This window comes from Devosia rhodophyticola (assembly GCF_028816475.1).
Classification (GTDB): domain Bacteria; phylum Pseudomonadota; class Alphaproteobacteria; order Rhizobiales; family Devosiaceae; genus Devosia; species Devosia rhodophyticola.
Genome location: NZ_CP118247.1, coordinates 774,686 through 794,926, shown reverse-complemented (window position 1 = coordinate 794,926; position 20,241 = coordinate 774,686). Strand labels below are relative to the sequence as shown.

The window sequence follows — 20,241 nt, the reverse complement described above, 5'->3', positions numbered from 1 at the left end:
CATGCGCATCGTTTCAGGAAAATTTCGCGGCAGGCAACTGATATCGCCGTCGGATCTCTCTATCCGCCCGACGGCGGATCGCGTGCGCGAAAGCCTGTTCAATATTCTGGCCAGTCGCCTGGGCCCCAATTTTGAAGGCCGGCGGGTTCTCGACCTGTTTGCCGGCACCGGCGCCCTGGGCCTAGAAGCCCTGTCGCGCGGCGCCGCTCATGTCACTTTTGTCGACATGGGCACCGAGGCGCGCGGTATTATCCGCGATCATATCGAAGCCTTCGGGGCAGGCGGCGTTACAAAACTCCTGCGCCGCGACGCCACAGATCTGGGCGTTCCCGGCTCGATCAAACCCTTCGATCTGGTTTTTCTCGACCCTCCCTATAATGAGGGCCTTGGCGAAACCGCCCTGGCGGGGCTCACCAAAGGTTGGCTGACCCCCGCTGCCACTTTGGCATTTGAGGAAAGTGCCGAGGCCGAAATCTCACTGCCCACCGGCTTTGAACTGATCGACCGCCGCGTTTACGGTGCCGCCGCCATATACCTTTTATCCTATACGGCCTGACGCGTCAGGCGGCGGCGCAATTGGCGCATTTGCCTCGAATTTCCATGGTCGTCCGCGCCACAGCAAACCCCCTGGCTCCGGCCCATACCCCCAGTCGCTCGTCGATCAATGGATCAGCAAACTCATCGACCTTGCCGCAATCCTCGCAGATTGCAAAGGCAATCAGCCCCCGCCGGTGACAATTGGCATCGGCACAGGCAACAAATGCATTCAGCGACTCCAGCCGATGCGCCAGCCCGCGCTCCATCAACTTGTCGAGCGCCCGATAGACCTGCAACGGCGCGCGCAGCCCATCCTCCCGCAACTTGTCCAGAATGTCATAGGCCGATAGCGGCCCGTCCGAATGGGCCAGCGTACCCAGCACCAACCCCTGGTTTTTGGTCAGATCGTCGGCCCAAACATGGTCATGCCCCGCATGATCGTCGCCCATTCCCGCCATGATCCCGCCTCCGTTACTGCGCTGCCATTGCCGGCAATAATTGTGCGACATTGTGGCTGAACATCTCAAGATAGCTGCCCGCACCCTCGTCGGGTTCAGAAAGGGCATCGGCATAAAGCGCCCCGCCAATTGTCGCTCCGGTCTCGCGCCCGATTTGTTCCAGCAATCGCTGATCGCTCATATTCTCGACAAATAGCGATTTTGCACCCGATGCGCGCACCTGTTCAATCAATCTGGCCACATCCGCCGCCGAGGCTTCGCTTTCCGTCGAAACCCCTTCCGGCGCCATGAATTCTATCCCGTACGCCGCACCGAAATACCCAAAGGCATCATGGCTGGTAATCACCTGTCGCCGCGCTGTCGGTACTGCATAAAATCTGGCCCTGATTTTCATATCAAGCGCCAGCATCTCCTCGGCATAGGCCTTGGCGTTGCCCTCATAGGTCGGGCATCCCGCCGCATCGACGCCGCACAGCCCCGCCGCAATATTGCGCGCATAAATCACGCCATTGGCCAAATCCTGCCAAGCATGAGGATCAACCACCACTGTGCCATCCTCATCCATTTCGCGCGCTGCCACCCCGTCGCTGGCCACCACCACCGGCCCTGCAAAACCGGTCGAACCGACAAACCGATCAAGCCATCCCTCAAAATGCAATCCATTGACGAAAAACACGTCCGCCTTGGCAAGGCTGACCACATCGCCCGGCCTGGGATCATAAATATGGGTGTCGGCATTGGGGCCCACAATTGTGGTCACCACCACCCGCTCGCCGCCGACCCGCGCGACCATATCCCCCAAAATCGAAAAACTTGCTACCGCTTGGACGGGGGCTGCCAACACGGCATTGCCCCCGCTTATCAGTCCCAATACCAGTGCCAATACTGCCCGTTTCATCATGCCATCCATTTTACGCAATCCTGTGACGCCGCGAATGCAGCCTTGAAAACACCACGCCTCGCCGCCCGAAAATCAGTGACGCGGCATATATTAAACCCGCCACCAGAATGATCGCCGGACCCGACGCCACACTCAAATGATAGGAAATCAGCAGGCCGAAATAGCTCGATACCGCCCCGATGCCGATTGCCAGCCCGCACATCGCCTCAAGCCCGCGCACCCAGAACCGCGCCGCCGCCGCCGGCAACATCATCAACCCCACGGCCAATAATGTGCCTAGCGCCTGAAACCCGCCAACCAGGTTCAAAACCACCAGCCCCAAAAACACCAGATGCACCGGATGTCCGGCCCGCGAGACGCTGCGCAGGAAGCTTGGATCAAGGCACTCCGCCACCAACGCCCGCCAGATCAGCGCCAGCCCGACAAGCGAGATGCTGACGATCGCCCCGATCATGATCAGCGCATCATTGTTGAGCGCCAAAACCGTGCCAAACAGCACATGCATCAGATCAACATTTGACCCGCGCAAACTGACCAGCATCACCCCCAGCGCCAGCGAAATCAGGTAAAACGCCGCAAGGCTGGAATCCTCGCGCTGAATGCTGAATCGCGCCACGAGCCCCGCCAGCAGAGCCACGATCAACCCCGCCGCAAACCCGCCCAGCGTCATCGGCAGGATAGCCAGTCCTGAGATCAAAAACCCCGCCGCCGCACCGGGCAAAATCGCATGCGCCATCGCGTCCCCGGTCAGGCTCATCCGCCGCAGCGTCAAGAACACCCCCACCGGCCCCGCACTCAGCGTCAGGATCATCGCCCCGGCCAGCGCCCGCCCCATAAAGCCATATTGGGCAAACGGCTCAATCAATAGCTGATAAAAACTCATTGCGCCGCCTCATGGCCGTGGTTGTGCCCATCCTCGTGCCAGGGCGCGTGCTCGTCCCAGGCCTCGGTCATGCCGCGCGACCGGCGCAGATTTTCACGCGTCATGACCGCTTCAGTCGGCCCCCAGTCGATCAGTTCACGCGCCAAAAGCAGCGTTTGAGGAAACACCTGCCGCACCATTTCAGCATCGTGCAGCACGGCGATCACCGTGCGCCCCTCGCCATGCCAGCGCCGCACCAAACCGATCAGATCGCTCACGGTCCTCTCGTCGATGGCGGTAAACGGCTCGTCGAGCAAAATCACCTTGGCGTCCTGCAACAGCACCCGCGCAAATAGCGCCCGCTGCAATTGTCCACCCGACAATGTATCAATGCCGCGCCGCTCAAACCCGGCCAGCCCCACCGCCTGCAATGCCGCCTCGAGCCGTTCCGCATCCGCACGGCTGATCCCGCCAAACAGTCCGCGCTGCTTCCAGAGGCCCAGCGCCACCAGATCGGTAACGTCCGCTGGAAAGCTGCGGTCAATCTCGGCGCTTTGCGGCAGATATGCCATGCCCTGTCGCCAGTCCGAGCCCCGGATGATGCTGCCGTCCAGTGGCTTTATCACCCCGGCGATTGCCTTGAGTAACGTCGATTTGCCCGAGCCGTTCGGCCCCACCACAGCCGTCATTGATCCCTGTTCAAACGTACCGCTGACATGGTGCACCGCCGGGTGCCCGTCATATCCCAGCGTCAGATTGTCCAGCTTGATTATCGCGCTCACGATTGCACCAGCCAGCCCACAATCACCCAGATCAGCGCAATCGGTACCAGCACCAGCCCGACGCGTACCCCGGCGCTTAGTCGCGCCAAACTCACTTTTCGCATTAATTCACTCACGGGTCGTCAAAGCCGAACGCTATGTAATACAGTTACATGTAACGTAATAACATTCACGCCGTCAATCCATCGTCAGCGGCCAACTGCATTGACCTGACCTTCGCGCCATGCCAAACCAAAGGAGTGATGGTTCCTCGCGCCCAGGTGGCAACAGGATCAAAAGGGAACACGGTGCGGATTACCCATCAGGGGCCAAAACCGGGACTGCCCCCGCAACTGTAAGCGGTGCGCTTTTCTCACATGCCACTGGCCGATTGGCCGGGAAGGCGAGGGGAGCTGTATCCACCGCGAGTCAGGAGACCTGCCAGCACGGATCAGGGGCTTGTCGCCCATATTGTCACATGCACACGGAGGGTGTTGCTTTGAATACCACGACCCAGACGACCACTCTTGCCTCTCTTTCCATTTCCCAGCGCGCCATCGCGGCCGGTCTTGCCCTGTTTTTGGGCCTGACCATGCTTTATGGCGTCGGTTTTGCCAGCGATATGGCCCTGCATAATGGCGCACACGATACCCGCCATGCCATGGGTTTTCCCTGCCACTAGCCATTTTGGAATGCCGCTGAGCGGCCCGAGAGAATAAAATGCAATTGTTTCAGCGAATTTTTTTCGCTGCGGTCCTTGCCGGACTCGCAGCAGGCCTTGTCATGTCCGCCTTCCAGCAATGGAAGGTCGTGCCCCTGATCCTACAGGCCGAAACCTTTGAGGCGACCGAACAGGTCCACGATCATGCCGTCGTGGCCCATGAACATGCCCCCGGCACCCCGGCACACGACGATGCTGTCCCCACAACAGTGGCTCCCACTCATGCCCACGACGAAAATGCGTGGACGCCACAGGATGGGCTCGAACGCGCCCTCTATACGGTGCTGGCCGATGTGCTGGGCTCAATCGCCTTTGCCTTCCTGCTGGTAGCCACTGCCATCGTGGTAAAAATCGACATCACTCCGCGCAACGGCCTACTTTGGGGCCTTGGGGGGTGGATTGCCTTCCAGCTTGCCCCTGCCTTTGGCCTGCCGCCCGAATTACCCGGCATGGCCGCCGCCGACCTTGGCGCTCGCCAGCTCTGGTGGTGGGGCACCGCAATCGCCAGCGCTGGCGCCTTCCTGTTGATCGCCAAACGGCCCAATCCGGTCAGTTTTGCTATTGGGACATTCCTGCTTTTGGCACCTCATGTCATCGGAGCCCCCGTTGCCCCCGACGAGCCGAGCGTCGTGCCTGCGCATCTGGCCACCGCCTTTGCGGCCTCGGCCCTGACTGTCTCGGCCCTCTTCTGGCTGCTCGTCGGCCCGTTGATCGGTTATTTCAACCAGGTCTTTCAAAATACTGCCCCCGCAACCCGGAGCGCCACTCTATGAGCAAGATCCCAACCACCGTCATCACCGGCTTCCTCGGCGCCGGCAAAACCACACTGGTGCGTCATTTGCTCAGCCACGCAAAAGGCAAGCGCATCGCGCTGATCATCAATGAATTTGGCGATATTGGCGTCGACAAGGCAGTCCTGGCTGGCTGTGGTGATGAAACCTGCCGCGAAGAGGATATGGTCGAGTTGGCCAATGGCTGCATTTGCTGCACCGTGGCCGAAGATTTCATTCCCACCATGACCCAATTGCTCGACCGGCCCGACACCTTTGACCACATCATTATCGAAACCTCTGGTCTGGCGCTGCCCCAGCCCTTGATCCGTGCCTTCAACTGGCCCGAAATCAAATCCCGCGTCACGGTCGATGCTGTGGTCACCGTTGCCGATGCCGCCGCTCTGGCCGAAGGTCGCTTTGCCTCAAACGAAGCCGCCGTTGATGCCCAGCGGCAGGCCGATGCCATGCTCGACCACGAAACCCCATTGGGCGAACTTTTTGAAGACCAGCTGACCGCCGCCGATCTGATTGTTCTCAACAAGACAGATCTGGTGACAGCTGAACAATTGGCCACCATTGAAACGGCCCTCCGTGCTGAACTGCGTCCTGGCACCGGCATCATCCACGCCCAAAATGGCCATGTTGATCTCGGCGCCCTGCTTGGCCTCGGCCTGTCCACCGAAGACAATATCGAGCAGCGCCAGAGCCATCATGAACTCGAGCATGATGGTGAAGGCCACGAGCATGATGATTTCGACAGTTTTTCCATCCGCATGCCAAAGATTTCGGGAAAGGATCAGCTGTTGGCCACTATCGAAACGACCATTCGCACCCATGACGTGTTGCGCCTCAAGGGCTTTGCCGCCATCGACGGTTCGCCCGCACGCCTCTCCATTCAGGCAGTCGGCCCCCGCGTCACCGCCTATTTCGACCGGCCATGGGCCGAAGGCGAGGTGCGGGAAACCGCTCTGGTCGTCATTGGCGAACAACCGCTCGATCACGCAGCCATCACCGCAAGCCTTAACGGTGCGGCGGTCTGATGCATCTGCTTTCGGCCCAGGCTGGCGCCATCCAGCAGGACGGAGAAGCCATCGACCTGGCACAGACGCCGGGCGCGTTGATCTTTGCCTCCGCCGCCGATAGCGAACTGGCGATGCTGGCAGGCGCCGCCGATCGGGCGGGCGAAACGCAATTGCGCCTCGCCAATACGCTGCGCCTCTCGCACAACTATTCAGTAGATCTCTGGCTTGAGCAAACTGTGCGCCATGCCAAAATCGTCCTTGTCCGCCTTTTGGGCGGCGCTGCCTATTGGCAATATGGCGTCGACGAATTGACCGCCATCTGCGCCAATCATAAAATCCCCCTGGCGTTGCTTCCCGGTGACGCCAACCCCGACCCGATATTGCGCGACCGCTCCACCGTCAACCCTGATGATTGGACATCCCTGCACGCGCTTTTCACCGCTGGCGGTCCCGACAACGCCGATAGGCTCCTTGCAGCGCTCCATCAACTCGCCGCGCCACACCAGCGCGACACGGAAATTTCGCCGCAGCTTAACAATGCACCATCGCCCTTTGCACGGTTTGGCCTCTGGCACCCCCGGCTCGGCATCACCGACGAATCCCTGCTGCGCGCCCATCACAATCGCAAAACGCCAACCAACATCCCCATCCTGTTCTATCGTGCAGCACTGGAAGGGGCGGGCACAGCAACGCTCGAAGCGCTGATCGCAGCGCTCGAAGCTGCCGATCTCGCGCCGGTCCCGCTGGTAATCTCATCGCTCAAGGAAGCCGCGTGCGTTCGGTTCGTCCAGTCAGCACTCAAAGCCTTCCCGCCCGCCGCCATCCTTAATCTGACTGGTTTCGCACTGGGGTTGGACGGGCTCGAAGCCAAAGCCAATCCCTTCTCAGGCACCGACGCGCCCATCATACAATTGCTGCAGGGCGGGCGACCGGTCGAGCAATATCAGGCCGACCCGCAAGGCCTGTCCGCCAAGGATCTGGCGATGCAGATCGTCTTGCCCGAACTGGATGGCCGCATTGGCGACATTCTCGTCGGCCACAAGCAACAGGCTCTTTGGCACGGTCGCACCCAATGCCCGCTTTCGGCCTATGCCCCCGATCTATCCGGCATCGCCCGCGCCACAACGCTGGCCCAGAACTATGCCCGCCTGCGCGCAACGCCACGTGCCCAGCGCAAGATCGGCCTTGTGCTTGCCAATTACCCCATCCGCGATGGTCGCATTGCCAATGGCGTCGGTTATGACGCGCCGCAGTCAACCGTTGAAATTCTCAAGGTCCTCAAAACTGAAGGCTACGCTCTCAGCGTTCCTGAAAACGGCAATGCGCTGATCGAGGCCCTGCAATCGGGGCCCACCAATGCCAACCCGCAGCGCGGCACCAGCAAGGCCCAACTGACCCTTGCCCGCTACAATACGCTCTTCGCTGCGCTGCCCGAAAAAATCCGAACGGAAGTCACCACCCGCTGGGGCCAACCCGAAGCCGACCCGTTCCTGCGCGGCGACATCTTCCATCTACCGGCTCTGATCTTTGGCAATCTCACAGTCCTGCTGCAGCCCGCCCGCGGCTATGATCGCGACGACACCGCCAGCTACCACGATCCCGATCTGGTGCCGCCCCACGCTTACCTTGCCGCCTATCTCTGGTTGCGCCACGAGTTCGCCGCCCATGCCCTCATTCACAATGGCAAGCACGGCAATCTCGAATGGCTTCCCGGCAAGGCGACGGCGCTTGATGAAACCAGCTACCCCGACGCGCTCTGGAGCCAATTGCCCCACGTCTATCCATTCATCGTCAATGATCCCGGCGAGGGCACTCAGGCCAAGCGTCGAACGGGCGCTACCATTATTGATCATCTGGTGCCCCCGCTGACCCGCGCCGAAACCTATGGCCCCCTCAAAGACCTCGAAGCGTTGCTCGACGAATACTACGCCGCTTCCGGTATGGACCGCCGACGCCTCAATGATCTCAAGCGTCGTATTCTCGATTTCACGCGCGACACTCGCCTTGATCGCGACATCGCCTTGCCGGACGATCCCGACGCCGCGCTAGCCGAAATCGACAATTTCCTTTGCGATCTCAAGGAAGCCCAAATCCGCGACGGTCTGCATGTTTTTGGCCAGTCGCCCACCGGCGATTTGGAGCGCGATCTGATCGTGGCACTGGCGCGTGTTCCGCGCGGGGATAATGGCGGCGGCGAGGCATCCATCATTCGCGCCTTGGCCGATGATCTGAAATTGGGCTTCGATGCACTGAGCGCAAAGCTCGGTTCTCCATGGCGTGGTCCCCAGGTGACACTCAACGCTAACACGGTGCTAACCGACGTGCGCACCAACGGTGACATGGTCGAGGTGCTCGAAACCCTTGCCGCAAGCCTTGTTTCAGGCACATCCCCAGAACCGGAATGGACCGCCACCAAGGCGGTTCTACAAACCATCCAAACCACCATTCGCCCCCGCCTTGCCGCTAGCGGTCCTAATGAAATCAAGGCCTTGATTGACGGTCTCGATGGAAAATTCATCGCCCCCGGTCCCTCCGGCGCGCCCTCGCGCGGTCGTCTCGACGTGCTGCCAACGGGCCGAAATTTCTATTCGCTCGACAACCGCGCCGTGCCAACGCCAACCGCTTGGGAGTTGGGTCGCCAATCGGCTGAAAACACCATCCTGCGCCATTTTCAAGACCATGGCGTGTACCTTAAATCGCTGGCGCTCTCAGTCTGGGGCACCGCCAATATGCGCACTGGCGGCGACGATATTGCCCAGGCCATGGCCTTTATCGGTGCCAAACCGAAATGGGACCCATCCTCCCTCCGCGTCTCGGGTTATGAAATAATTCCCTTGGCGAAGTTGGGTCGTCCCCGCATTGACGTAACCCTTAGAATTTCAGGCTTTTTCCGCGATGCCTTCCCGGCCCAGATCGCCCTTTTCGACCGTGCCATCCGGGCCGTTGGTGCCTTGGACGAGCCCGATGATCAAAACCCCATCGCCGCCCTTATGCGCGCCGATGCTCTGGGTTTAATGGCCTCTGGCTCGAGCGAGGCGGATGCCGCCCTCGCGGCCGGTCATCGCATTTTCGGTTCAAAACCAGGTGCTTACGGTGCCGGCCTTCAGGCATTGATAGATTCTGGTCACTGGCAAACCAAGGCCAATCTGGCCGACGCCTTCCTGAACTGGGGGCAGTACGCCTACGGCGCCAAGGCCGCGGGCACTCCCGAACGCGACCGCTTTGCCGCGCGCCTCTCCAACATTGATGCCGTCGTGCACAATCAGGACAATCGCGAGCACGATTTGCTTGATAGCGACGACTATTATCAGTTCGAAGGTGGGCTCGCTGTCACCGCCGAAACCCTTTCCGGAAGCCAACCTGCCGTCTACCACAACGATCACTCACGCCCTGAGCATGTGTTAACGCGAACGCTAACCGAGGAAATTGCCAAGGTCATGCGGTCGCGCGTCGTAAACCCGAAGTGGATCAATGGCTTACGCCGTCACGGTTATAAGGGCGCCTTCGAAATCATCGCCACCGTCGATTACATGTTCGCCTTCGCCGCAACGACCGGCGCTGTCAAAACTCACCATTTCGATCTCGCCTTCGAAGCCTTCGTGGAGGACGAGAACACACGTAATTTCATCAAAAAAAACAATAGCTTCGGCTATGACGAATTACTTGAAAAATTCCGCGAAGCCCTTGCCCGCGGCCTCTGGACACCCCGCTCCAACTCCGCCTACGCTCTTCTCGAGGAGACCCCCCATGTCTGACCGCCCCATGTCTGACCGCCCCAAGAAAACCGACCTGATGACCGAAGCCGAGCGCGACGCCTATCATGCTGAAAAGATGCGTAAAAAGAAGGAAGCGCGCACCCGCATGCTGGCCACCAAGACCGAAGAACGCGGCTTGCTGATCGTCCACACGGGCAAGGGCAAAGGCAAGTCGACCGCCGCCTTCGGCATGGTCTTCCGCGCCATCGGTCACGGATTCAAGGTCGGCGTTGTCCAATTCGTCAAGGGCGCATGGGGCACCGGTGAACGCGATATTTTAGAAAAATTTCAAGATCTTGTGACCATTCGTGCCATGGGAGAGGGCTTTACCTGGGACACTCAGGACCGACAGCGCGACCTCGCCGCCGCTGCCGCCGCCTGGAAACAGGCCAAAGAGATGATTGGCGACCCCAGTTACAAGATGGTGATGCTTGATGAACTCAACATTTGCCTGCGTTACGACTATCTGCCGCTTGATGAAGTCGTCGAGGTGCTCAGGAACAAGCCACGCGATACCCACGTCATTGTCACGGGCCGAAACGCCAAGGACGAGTTGATCGAAATTGCCGATCTGGTCACCGAAATGACCGAAATCAAGCATCCGTTCCGTGCTGGCGTCAAAGCGCAGGCTGGCATTGAATTCTAACAAGCTGGCAGTAGTTATTGGCAGTTTCGCGACGTTTCCGCTGACAATGAGGCGACCAGCTGCTCGACGACGGCATTCATTTTGGCGATGTCGATCATCGAATATTTTAGCTGAAACGCAGCGTACTGCTGGCCACCGCATAAGGCGATCATCCGCTGGTACAAGACGCGCTGCCCCGCAACGGCCGAAAAGCTGGCCCAAGTAGGCGTCGTCGCCTGATAGGTAACATTCCAGCCTTTTGGCGCGAGATAACCGATGCGTTCGGCCGTCTCCACCCCAAAACCGGCGAGCGCATTGCCTCCCCATACAACGAGGATTTGGGCACGGCCCGTCCGCTCGAAACGCTGCCCGTCGCCATTGTCACTTTCGCCCAAACCAGTAAAGTCGGGGGGAATATCAATGCCGTAGCCAAACCTGGCGTTGGAATAATACCCCCAATCGCTTGCCAAAGCAGGTATGGCGCAAACCAGCATCACAACTAAGACAAGGGCTCTCATCAAGCCAATGTGCCTGTGCTTGCCAATGCAGGCAAGCGCGGCGCGGCTAGACCACAACAATGCCCGAGTGCTTGGCCTTGTCTTCGGGTTCGACATGGATGGTAATCTGCACATCCTCAACCGCTCTTCGCAGTTCCGCTTCAACCCGGTCACAAATATTGTGGGCGTCCTCAACGCTCATGATACCCGGAACCACCAGGTGAAACTCGATAAAGGTCAGTCGACCCGCTTGCCGTGTCCGAATATCGTGTGCTTCAAGGGCACCGTCGGCGTTGCTGGCGATGACATCGCGAATGGTCTTGAGGGTCGAGGGTGGCGTTGCTACATCCATCAGCCCACCGACGCTATCCCGGATTACGCCCCATCCAGACCAGAGAATATTGAGCGCCACAAGGGCCGCGAGTATCGGATCAAGAATAGTCCAGCCGGTAACAACTACCAGCGCCAGACCAATCAACACACCGGCGGTCGAAACTACATCGGTAAACAGATGTTTGGCATCGGCGCGAAGTGCTGGCGAGCGCACCTTGCGTGCATAGCGCAATAGCGCAATTCCCCAGAGGCCATTGAGCGTGGTGGCGCTGGCACTGATTAACAGGCCATTGAGCGGCGCGCTGGTGAACTCAGGCGTGAAGAAACCAAGAATAGCTTCGCGAAAAATCAGGATTGCCGCGACAATGATCATGACGCCGACGATGACAGCGGAGAAATATTCGGCCTTATGATAGCCATAGGGCAGGGCTGCGTCAGCGGGCTTTTGGGCCAAGCGTACGGCCACGATTGCCGTTATCGCCGTCACGACATTCACTACCGATTCCAGCGCATCCGAATAAAGCGCGATCGACCCCGTGATGCGCCAAGCCCATATTTTGAGGGCAAGCACAATTAGCCCTATCGCAAGGCTGATGCCCGCAACGATCAAGGTCTGCCGTGCCGAATTGTCCGCCAAATGTCGCCCCATTGTCTGGCCAGAAGTATCACCCGAGACCGGATGGCGGGCATAACAATTGCGGGTGACATAGGCAAGTCATTGTTATTGCAATTGATTTTCAAAAGCGGCGATTGATGTTACCGATTCATGCAAGCCTTTGATTGACCACGCAGTTCTGGCGCAATAGAACCAGCGCCAGCGCAGCGTTCCCCACAGGAACTGAAACAGAGTTCGGTGCGGTCGACCCAAATCGGGGACCAAGTCCGGAGCTGCTACGGTTTTTTGCGAACCTGCCTCTTTGATTCAAACCAAGAGGCGATCATGACCACTTCAACCCCGTTCTCCTTGCCACCCCAAACCGGCATTATGCTGTGTGGCCATGGCAGTCGAAATCAGCTGGCCGTCGGCGAATTCGCCAATCTAGCCGAGCGCTTGCGCGAGAGATTGCCGGGCATTCCAGTCGAGTACGGCTATCTCGAATTTGCCAATCCCGTCATTCATCTGGGGCTAGACCGGTTACGTGAGCAAGGCGTCAAGAAAGTTCTCGCTGTCCCTGGCATGCTGTTTGCCGCTGGCCACGCGAAAAACGACATCCCGTCTGTTCTGAACACATACGCCGCCAGCCACGACGATTTTGACATTACCTATGGCCGCGAGTTGGGCGTCGATCTCAAGATGATCCGCGCCGCCGGTGAGCGCATAGAAGAGGCAATTGCAACCGCACCTGACCAAACCATTGATCGACACGAAACCCTGTTGATGGTGGTAGGGCGCGGATCATCCGATCCCGATGCCAATTCAAATGTCGCTAAAGTCATGCGCATGATCTGGGAAGGGATGGGTTTTGGCTGGGGCGAGGTCAGCTATTCAGGCGTCACTTTTCCTCTGGTTACCCCTGCGCTCGACCACGCAGTAAAGCTTGGCTACCGCCGCATCATTGTCTTTCCCTATTTCCTGTTCACCGGCGTTCTGGTCAACCGCATCTATGCCGCTGCCGAAGAGGCGCAGGCCAAATTTCCCGACGTTGAAATCCTCAATGCGCCCTATTTGAACGACCACCCCCTGGTCATCGACACTTTCGTTGAGCGGCTTGATGAAATGCTGGTCGGCCAGAACCTGATGAATTGTGCCATGTGCAAATACCGTGAGCAGGTGCTGGGTTTTGAGGCCGAGATCGGCATGGCCCAGGAAAGTCACCACCATCATGTAGAAGGCGTCGGTGGCGGACTGGAAAACTGCCCCTGTGGCGGCGATTGCGACGCCTCCTGCCGCGATGAGGCCTTTTGCAAAACTCATGATCTGCCATGGACCCCACTCCATAGCCACGAGCCTCATGGTGACCATGCTCACAGTCACAGTCATGATCACGTTTTGCTCAACAGGAAAGCTGGCCACAGTCACGATCATGGAGATCACCATCACCATCCCTATCCGCATGCAAACCATCCGCTAGGGCCGGTAACCCTGCCCAAGATTCAGGGCAAACTTGCCCAGAGCCAGGGCAATAAGGGGTAGGCGAATGCAATATATGCGTGACCCCGTCGGTATTTACGCTCAAAGCTTTGCCACGATCGAGCATGAGGCGAACCTGTCAGTCTTGCCGCCCACTCTTCGCCCCGTCGCCATCCGCATGATTCACGCCTGCGGCATGGTCGATCTGGCCGACGACATAATCGGGTCAGATGATCTGGTCGAGGCTGTTGCCAAAGCGCTCGACGCTGAAAAACCGATATTGTGTGATTGTGAAATGGTCCGCGCTGGTATCATCACCAAATTCCTGGCCAAAGCCAACGATCTTGTGGTGACACTCAACGATCCACTCACTGAAAAAATGGCCGAATCGCTCAAAACCACACGTTCCGCGGCCGCCGTGGAATTATGGCAGGACCGGCTGGCGGGCGCCATTATTGTGATCGGTAACGCGCCGACTGCGCTATTTCACCTGCTCGATATGATCGCTGCTGGTGCCGACCGCCCCGCCGCCATTATCGCAGCGCCCGTGGGCTTTGTCGGCGCGACCGAAAGCAAGGCGCTGCTGGCTACGACTGCAGCTGGCATACCCTTTGTAACCGTGCGGGGACGGCGTGGAGGCTCGGCCATCACCAGTGCGGCGTTCAACGCCATTGCGAAATTGGCCAACGACGAATGAGTAAATGGCTGGATATCGTTGGGGTGGGGGAGCATGGTCTTGCTAACTTACCGCCTGGCGTGCAAGCGATTGTTGCTGCCGCAGATACCATCATAGGGCCGCCGCGCTTCGCCGATGGCGACCCTCGTCACGTACCATGGCAGTCGCCATTGTCCGCCATGCTGGACCAGATTGATGCCCAGCGCGGTAAACCGACACTTATTCTGGCCACCGGCGATCCAATGTGGTTTGGCATTGGCGCCACGCTGGCCAAGCGCTATGGACGCGACGAGATTGCCATCCATACCCATCCATCGGCATTCCAACTCGCGGCGGCGCGACTGCTCTGGCCGCTTCAGCACGTCGCAACAATCTCGCTTCATGGGCGTCCGTCCGAAATCATTCACGCCCATATTCAGCCCGGCAACAGAATTCTGGCATTGACCAGCGACCGAAGTACCGCCAACAGCGTTGCCGAAATTCTCGTCGATCGCGGTTATGGTGCCTCATTGATGACGGCTCTGGAAAATCTGGGCGCCGCCAATGAGCGCATTTCACACGCCGATGCCGAACATTTCGAGGCGGCCACCATTGGCGACTTTTACGTCCTGGCCATTGATTGTGTCGCCAGCGATGGTGCCGCTTTGCTACCTTCGGTGCCAGGTTTACCCGATCAGGCCTTTGTTTCAGATGGTCAATTGACCAAGCGTGAGGTTCGCGCTGCAAGCCTTGCCAAGCTCGCACCCTTTCCCTGCGCCATGCTTTGGGACGTCGGCGCAGGGTGCGGTTCAATTGCCATCGAATGGCTCAGGAGTGCGCGCGACTGTCAGGCAATCGCCTTTGAAAAATCAGCAACTCGTTTGCAACTGATCGCTACCAACGCCGAAGCGCTCGGGACGCCGCAATTGCGAATTGAGTCCGGCGATGCCTTGTCCAATCTTAATGGAAAGCCAATGCCAGACGCCATCTTCCTAGGCGGCGACGTTGGCAATCGCGCGCTGTTTGATGGCTGTTGGGAAGCGCTGCGCCCCGGCGGTCGATTGCTTGCCAATGCCGTGACAGTTGAAGGGGAGGTGGCATTGTTTGAGCGCCAGCTCAGCCTTGGCGGTGACATTGTGCGTATTGAAACCGCTGTGCTCGATCAAATCGGTCGCCACCGCGTCCTTCGCCCGCGCATGGCCGTCACCCAATATCTAGTGACAAAACCATGACCGGCACCATGTATCTGATCGGCACGGGACCGGGCGATCCTGAACTGCTAACACTCAAGGCGGCGCGGCTGCTTGCGAAAGTGCCGGTAATTGCTTACCCGGCGACCGAAAACCAAGGTGCCATGGCGCTTGAGATTGCGCGTAGACACATCAACCCCAATGCGAAACTGATACCCGTCAGCTTGCCAATGCGTCTGGACCGTGCCCCAGCACAAGCGGCCTACGATATCGGTGCCCGCGCCATTCAACTGCAGCTCGATGCCGGGTGCGACGTCGCCTATCTCTGCGAAGGCGATCCCCTGTTTTATGGCTCGGCCATGTATCTGCTTGACCGAATTGACGCACCGGTTGCCGTGGTCCCCGGCATAACGTCGCTAACGGCAGCCGCGGCGGCCATTGTCCGGCCGCTGGCCGCCCGAAACGAGACGTTGAAAATCCTGCCCGCCCCCTTGCCCGATGAACGTTTGAAAGCCGAACTCGGCACAACGCCCGCTGCCGCGATCATCAAGGTGGGGCGCCATTTCGACCGCATTCGGGGGCTTCTGGAAGCCACAGGGCATGCTCAAAATGCCGTCGTTGTCGAATTTGCCACGGGCCAGAACCAGCGCATCACCAAACTCTCCGATTTCGCGCACGACACGCGCCCCTATTTCTCGATCATTCTCTGCTCAGCCGGAGAGGAAGCCTGGTCCAAATCTTGAAACCCGCCATATTGACCTTTTCTAGCGCTGGTGCCGCCACGGCCAATGCAATTGCGGCCATCACCGGCAGCACTGTCATAGCCGACGGCAAGACGGCCTTACCGCGCCTGTTCGCCTCTGGAACCCCGATTATCGGTGTTTGCGCCGCCGGTATCCTGATCCGCCTTCTTGCCGACCTTATCAGCGACAAACACGACGAACCGCCGGTACTTGCCGTCAGCGCCGACGGCACTCACATTGTTCCCCTATTGGGCGGTCACCATGGTGCCAATCAACTGGCGCGGCATTTGGCGAGCGCCTTGGGGGGCACTGCAGCGCTGACCACCGCTTCGGACGCCAGATTTTCACGCGGACTGGATGAGCCGCCAGAGGGCTATGTTATCGCCGATCCTCTTGCGGCAAAATCCGCCATGATCTCTGTGCTCGAAGGGGAAGCTATCACTCTGACCGGTGACGCGCCCTGGCTTGCCGCAGCGGGTTATCCGGTCTCACAGTCGGGCACAGTCGCGATCACGATTACGGAAAAAAATGGCGGGGCAGGGCTGGTAATCCACCCCAAAATACTCATCGCCGGGGTTGGTTGCGAACGGGGAACCGATCCATCCGAACTTATCGGTCTGATCGAAAAAACCTTGGCCACCGCTGGACTGACCCCGTTATCGCTTGCCGCCATCGCCAGCATTGATCTCAAGGCCGATGAAGCGGCCCTTCACACCGCCGCCACTCATTTTGGGGTGCCGCTGCGGGTGTTCTCAGCCGCTGACCTCAACGCGGAAAGCGATCGGCTGGTTACCCCTTCCGCCATTGTAGCCGCCGAAACCGGCACGCCCGGTGTTTCCGAGGCTGCGGCGCTCAAGGCAGGTGTCTTGCTCGTGCCAAAACAGAAATCAAAGCGCGCCACCTGCGCCATTGGCAAGGCTCCATCACCAATCACGGTTGAACAATTTGGCCGCGCCCCCGGCCAGTTGCATATCGTTGGAATTGGTCCGGGCGAAGCCATTTCGCGCACCGCGTCGGCAGTCTCAGCGCTCGACGCCGCGTCCGACTGGGTTGGTTACGGCCTCTACCTCGATCTGATCGCTGATTTACACGATCATCAGCACCAACATCGCTTCCCGTTAGGCGATGAGGAACCGCGCGTTCGCCATGCTCTGGAATTGGCTGCGACGGGCAAGATAGTGGCGTTGGTTTGTTCCGGCGACGCTCAAATATACGCGATGGCGGCGCTCGTTTACGAACTGCTCGATGTAACCGGCGCTCGCGCGTTGTCCGATGCCGCGTGTCGCGTCGGCGTCGCCAGCCACCCCGGAATATCAGCGCTCCAATCGGCTTCTGCTACAGCTGGCGCTCTGCTCGGACACGATTTTTGCGCCATTTCCCTTTCTGATCTTCTGACGCCGCGCGAAGATATCATCAAACGCCTGCACGCTGCCGCAGAGGGCGATTTTGTGACGGCGTTTTACAATCCGCGCTCTAAACGACGCACCGATCTGATCGAACTGGCCAAAGCCATCTATCTCGATCACCGTCCTTCGGATACCCCGGTCGTCATCGGCACCAGTGTCGGGCGTCCAGAGGAAAATGTGCGCGTCACGACGCTTGGCACCTTTGATCCGAGCGAAGTCGACATGCTGACAATTGTGCTGTTTGGCGCATCCACCTCCCGCGCCCTTAAACGCGGCAATGGCCAGACCTATGCCTATACGCCGCGCGGCTACGAACGAAAGAGCCAGTCATGACCGTCTATTTCATTGGTGCCGGCCCGGGCGCAGCCGATCTGATTACGCTGCGTGGCCAGCGACTGATCGAGCGCTGTCCCGTCTGTCTATATGCGGGTTCGCTCGTGCCGCCTGAAATCGTCGCCTCGGCTCCAAAGGGCGCGCTGATCAAGGATACGGCGCCGATGCATCTTGATCAGATAATTGAAGACATGCGCCTAGCCCATGAGGCAGGGCAGGACATTGCTCGCGTGCACTCCGGTGACCCTTCGATTTATGGTGCCGTAGCCGAGCAAATGCGTCGACTGGATGCCTTGCGGATTGACTATGAAGTGGTACCGGGTGTTCCCGCCTTTGCCGGTGCCGCGGCCCGTCTGCAAACCGAATTGACGCTACCTGAAATCGCCCAGACCATTATTCTGACACGCACATCGGGCAAGGCTTCTTCGGTGCCCGAGGGTGAGCGGCTCGAACTTTTGGGTGCAGCAAAGGCAACCCTTGCGATCCACCTTTCGATCCGCAATCTGGCCTACGTCGAAACCGCCTTGACGCCTCACTATGGACCCGACTGCCCGGTCATCATCATTTATCGCGCCACGTGGCCCGATGAAGAAATCATTGTGACGACGCTGGCGGAAATGCGCGGGCGGGTTCGTGAGGAGAAAATCACCCGAACGGCGCTGATTTTCGTCGGGCAGGTGTTCGGGCAAACCCGGTTCAAGGATTCAAAACTCTACGACGCCCAGTTTGCCCATGTGCTACGCAATGTTGGCAAAAAGAAAAAGGCAAAACTGGCCGGCTAGAGAGCTTTCAACGCGTCGGCTACGTTCGTGACCTCCACGCCGGGATCGTATTGCGGTCGGTCGATCACTACGATCTTGACCCCTAGCCTTTGCGCGGCGACCAGCTTCGCCGTTGTTTGCGCACCACCCGAGTTCTTGGTTACCAGATGCGTAATCGCATGGGTTCGCATCAGCGCACTCTCTTCTTCGACCGAGTAGGGCGGTCGTGCGATGACGAGCCGCACATTGTCTGGAAGCACGGCCTCTGGTTTTTCAATCAAGCGCAGGACGAACATGCAATTCTCGCGTGACAGAAAATCTTCAAGTCCCCGATGCCCTGTTGTCAGCAGCGCCATTGCACCGCTCGGCAAACTGACAGCCGCGGCTCCCGCGTCCGCGACCCGCAACCAGTCGGCTCCGGGTTGTTCCTCCCAGGCTGGGCGCAACAACCGAACCAGTGGTCGCCCCGCGCTCTGCGTGGCCAAAATTGCATTGCGCGAAATCTGCTCGGCATAGGGGTGTGTCGCATCAAAAATGTGGTCGAACCCTTCCGAAACGATGAACTCTCGAAGTCCTTCGGCTCCACCAAAACCCCCGGTTCGAATATTGCCTGGTATTGGCAACGGCGATTGGGTCCGCCCGGCCAACGCCGTCGTTACATCGTGGCGCAGCCCAATCAGGGCTTCAGCCAACGCCCGCGCTTCGCCTGTACCGCCAAGGATCAGAATTTTCATCTACGCTTCGCCTACAATCGCACCGGCGCGGTCAACCACCAAAATGCTTACCGCAACGCCAGATGCACCAAGCGTTTTTTCAACCTTTGCTTTGGCAGCGCGGGCGACGGCATTGGCCAGTCCCAGTTCATTTGCCATGCCCAGAACCTCGTTGGCGGTGTTTGCCGTCGGCACTTTCGCCAAAAGTGCCGCGTTTGCGCCCAATTCGGCCAACATTGCCGCCAGGCCGGCCAATTCCACGCTCGAGCGCGCCGAATGCAAATCGAGCGAGCCTTGGGCAAGCTTGACCAGTTTGGCAAAGCCCCCGGCAATGGTCAGCCGTTCCACCGGATGTTGCTTCAAATATTTCAACAGCCCACCCGCAAAATCGCCCATATCGAGATAGGCCTCTATTGGTAATCCTAGGTGCGCCTGTGCGGCTTTTTCGGACAGATCGCCGGTTGAGCCAACAACGTGGTTCAACCCCATCGCCCGCGCGACGTCAATGCCGCGATGAATCGAATGAATCCATGCCGCGCATGAATAGGGAATAACAATGCCGGTCGTCCCCAGGATCGATAGGCCGCCCAATATGCCGAGGCGCGGATTCCATGTTCTTTCTGCCAATTGTTCGCCATCACGCACCGAAATGGTAATGGCAAAATCGGCGGCGACCCCAAATTCGGCTGCCACCTCGTCAACAACGCCAGTCATCATCGAGCGCGGGGCCGGATTGATTGCCGGTTCACCAACCGCCAGCGGCAACCCCGGCTTGGTAACAATGCCAACGCCCTTGCCCGCCCTGAATTGCACGCCGCTACCGACCGGACCTTGTTCAACCCGCACCGTAACCAACGCGCCATGGGTAACGTCGGGATCATCCCCCGCATCCTTGATAATCCCGGCTTCGGCAAAACCCTCGCCCGCCGTCTCGTGCGCCAGCGCAAAGGCAGGCTGTTGGCCACCGGGCAGCGTAATCACCACAGGGTCAACAAAGCCACTCCCTAGAAGTGCCGTCAGGGCAGATTTTGTCGCCGCAGTGGCACAGGCACCTGTTGTCCAACCGCGTCTGAGCGACTTTGCGTGGGGCAGGTGCTGATCAACGGTTTCACTCATGGCAAAGA

General features: G+C 59.0%; 20 protein-coding genes and 1 riboswitch. Of the genes, 12 read left to right on the top strand and 8 right to left on the bottom strand.

The genetic code is table 11. From position 1 onward, the window contains the following. The first annotated feature begins 1 nt into the window (after position 1). Positions 2-556 (top strand): 16S rRNA (guanine(966)-N(2))-methyltransferase RsmD, encoded by a 555-nt coding sequence (rsmD, locus tag PSQ90_RS03850; protein WP_282212119.1) that lies wholly within the window; start codon positions 2-4, stop codon positions 554-556. A 4-nt stretch (positions 557-560) separates the two neighbouring features. On the opposite strand, the gene PSQ90_RS03845 is transcribed toward rsmD, so the two are convergent. From PSQ90_RS03845 to aztA, 4 genes are read right to left on the bottom strand one after another with little or no spacing between them, the layout of a single operon-like run. Further along, positions 561-986, bottom strand: a complete 426-nt coding sequence (locus tag PSQ90_RS03845; protein ID WP_282212979.1) for a Fur family transcriptional regulator — start codon at positions 984-986, stop codon at positions 561-563. A 22-nt stretch (positions 987-1,008) separates the two neighbouring features. Further along, positions 1,009-1,905: a metal ABC transporter substrate-binding protein gene (locus tag PSQ90_RS03840; RefSeq protein ID WP_282212118.1), complete on the bottom strand. Its 897-nt coding sequence runs from the start codon at positions 1,903-1,905 to the stop codon at positions 1,009-1,011. A 1-nt stretch (position 1,906) separates the two neighbouring features. Beyond that, a complete protein-coding gene (gene aztB, locus PSQ90_RS03835) occupies positions 1,907-2,779 on the bottom strand; it encodes a zinc ABC transporter permease AztB (protein ID WP_282212117.1) in 873 nt (290 codons plus the stop codon). Further along, positions 2,776-3,543, bottom strand: coding sequence for a zinc ABC transporter ATP-binding protein AztA (aztA, locus tag PSQ90_RS03830; RefSeq protein ID WP_407648196.1), 768 nt, complete (start codon positions 3,541-3,543; stop codon positions 2,776-2,778). The genes aztB and aztA overlap by 4 nt, the downstream gene beginning before the upstream one ends. 223 nt (positions 3,544-3,766) lie before the next feature. Further along, positions 3,767-3,979: riboswitch (cobalamin riboswitch) on the top strand. A 39-nt stretch (positions 3,980-4,018) separates the two neighbouring features. Between aztA and PSQ90_RS03825 the strand changes: the two genes are divergently transcribed. From PSQ90_RS03825 to cobO, 5 genes are read left to right on the top strand one after another with little or no spacing between them, the layout of a single operon-like run. Beyond that, a complete protein-coding gene (locus PSQ90_RS03825; protein ID WP_282212115.1) occupies positions 4,019-4,201 on the top strand; it encodes a CbtB domain-containing protein in 183 nt (60 codons plus the stop codon). Positions 4,202-4,239: 38 nt separating this feature from the next. Continuing rightward, positions 4,240-5,013: a CbtA family protein gene (locus tag PSQ90_RS03820; protein WP_282212114.1), complete on the top strand. Its 774-nt coding sequence runs from the start codon at positions 4,240-4,242 to the stop codon at positions 5,011-5,013. Beyond that, positions 5,010-6,053 carry a cobalamin biosynthesis protein CobW gene (cobW, locus tag PSQ90_RS03815; RefSeq protein WP_282212113.1) on the top strand — a complete coding sequence of 348 codons (1,044 nt, stop codon included), beginning with the start codon at positions 5,010-5,012 and terminating at the stop codon, positions 6,051-6,053. Before PSQ90_RS03820 ends, cobW begins: the two co-directional genes overlap by 4 nt. Further along, on the top strand, positions 6,053-9,790 hold the full coding sequence (gene cobN / locus PSQ90_RS03810; protein WP_282212112.1) for a cobaltochelatase subunit CobN: 3,738 nt from the start codon (positions 6,053-6,055) through the stop codon (positions 9,788-9,790). The genes cobW and cobN overlap by 1 nt, the downstream gene beginning before the upstream one ends. Before the next feature lie 7 nt (positions 9,791-9,797). Continuing rightward, complete coding sequence (gene cobO / locus PSQ90_RS03805; protein WP_282212978.1) at positions 9,798-10,436, top strand: cob(I)yrinic acid a,c-diamide adenosyltransferase; 639 nt, start codon at positions 9,798-9,800, stop codon at positions 10,434-10,436. Between the two features lie 14 nt (positions 10,437-10,450). On the opposite strand, the gene PSQ90_RS03800 is transcribed toward cobO, so the two are convergent. Continuing rightward, the gene (locus PSQ90_RS03800; protein WP_282212111.1) at positions 10,451-10,936 is read right to left on the bottom strand and encodes a hypothetical protein; all 486 of its coding nucleotides are present in this window, start codon (positions 10,934-10,936) and stop codon (positions 10,451-10,453) included. A 43-nt stretch (positions 10,937-10,979) separates the two neighbouring features. Then, entirely contained in the window at positions 10,980-11,894 is a 915-nt protein-coding gene (locus tag PSQ90_RS03795; RefSeq protein WP_407648159.1) for a cation diffusion facilitator family transporter, read from the bottom strand. A gap of 291 nt (positions 11,895-12,185) precedes the next feature. Between PSQ90_RS03795 and PSQ90_RS03790 the strand changes: the two genes are divergently transcribed. Genes PSQ90_RS03790 through cobM form a run of 6 tightly spaced genes read left to right on the top strand, consistent with a single transcriptional unit; the run spans position 12,186 to position 18,425 of the window. Beyond that, on the top strand, positions 12,186-13,379 hold the full coding sequence (locus PSQ90_RS03790) for a sirohydrochlorin chelatase (protein WP_282212109.1): 1,194 nt from the start codon (positions 12,186-12,188) through the stop codon (positions 13,377-13,379). A 4-nt stretch (positions 13,380-13,383) separates the two neighbouring features. Then, entirely contained in the window at positions 13,384-14,013 is a 630-nt protein-coding gene (locus tag PSQ90_RS03785; protein ID WP_282212108.1) for a precorrin-8X methylmutase, read from the top strand. Further along, complete coding sequence (gene cbiE, locus PSQ90_RS03780; protein WP_282212107.1) at positions 14,010-15,203, top strand: precorrin-6y C5,15-methyltransferase (decarboxylating) subunit CbiE; 1,194 nt, start codon at positions 14,010-14,012, stop codon at positions 15,201-15,203. Before PSQ90_RS03785 ends, cbiE begins: the two co-directional genes overlap by 4 nt. Then, positions 15,200-15,904 (top strand): precorrin-2 C(20)-methyltransferase, encoded by a 705-nt coding sequence (gene cobI / locus PSQ90_RS03775; RefSeq protein ID WP_282212106.1) that lies wholly within the window; start codon positions 15,200-15,202, stop codon positions 15,902-15,904. Before cbiE ends, cobI begins: the two co-directional genes overlap by 4 nt. An 11-nt stretch (positions 15,905-15,915) precedes the next feature. After that, positions 15,916-17,643, top strand: coding sequence for a precorrin-3B C(17)-methyltransferase (cobJ, locus tag PSQ90_RS03770; RefSeq protein WP_282212105.1), 1,728 nt, complete (start codon positions 15,916-15,918; stop codon positions 17,641-17,643). Next, positions 17,640-18,425: a precorrin-4 C(11)-methyltransferase gene (gene cobM / locus PSQ90_RS03765; protein ID WP_282212104.1), complete on the top strand. Its 786-nt coding sequence runs from the start codon at positions 17,640-17,642 to the stop codon at positions 18,423-18,425. Before cobJ ends, cobM begins: the two co-directional genes overlap by 4 nt. On the opposite strand, the gene PSQ90_RS03760 is transcribed toward cobM, so the two are convergent. Beyond that, positions 18,422-19,138 (bottom strand): cobalt-precorrin-6A reductase, encoded by a 717-nt coding sequence (locus tag PSQ90_RS03760; RefSeq protein WP_282212103.1) that lies wholly within the window; start codon positions 19,136-19,138, stop codon positions 18,422-18,424. The genes cobM and PSQ90_RS03760 overlap by 4 nt on opposite strands. Then, positions 19,139-20,233: a cobalt-precorrin-5B (C(1))-methyltransferase gene (locus PSQ90_RS03755; protein ID WP_282212102.1), complete on the bottom strand. Its 1,095-nt coding sequence runs from the start codon at positions 20,231-20,233 to the stop codon at positions 19,139-19,141. It lies immediately after the preceding gene. Positions 20,234-20,241 lie beyond the last annotated feature (8 nt).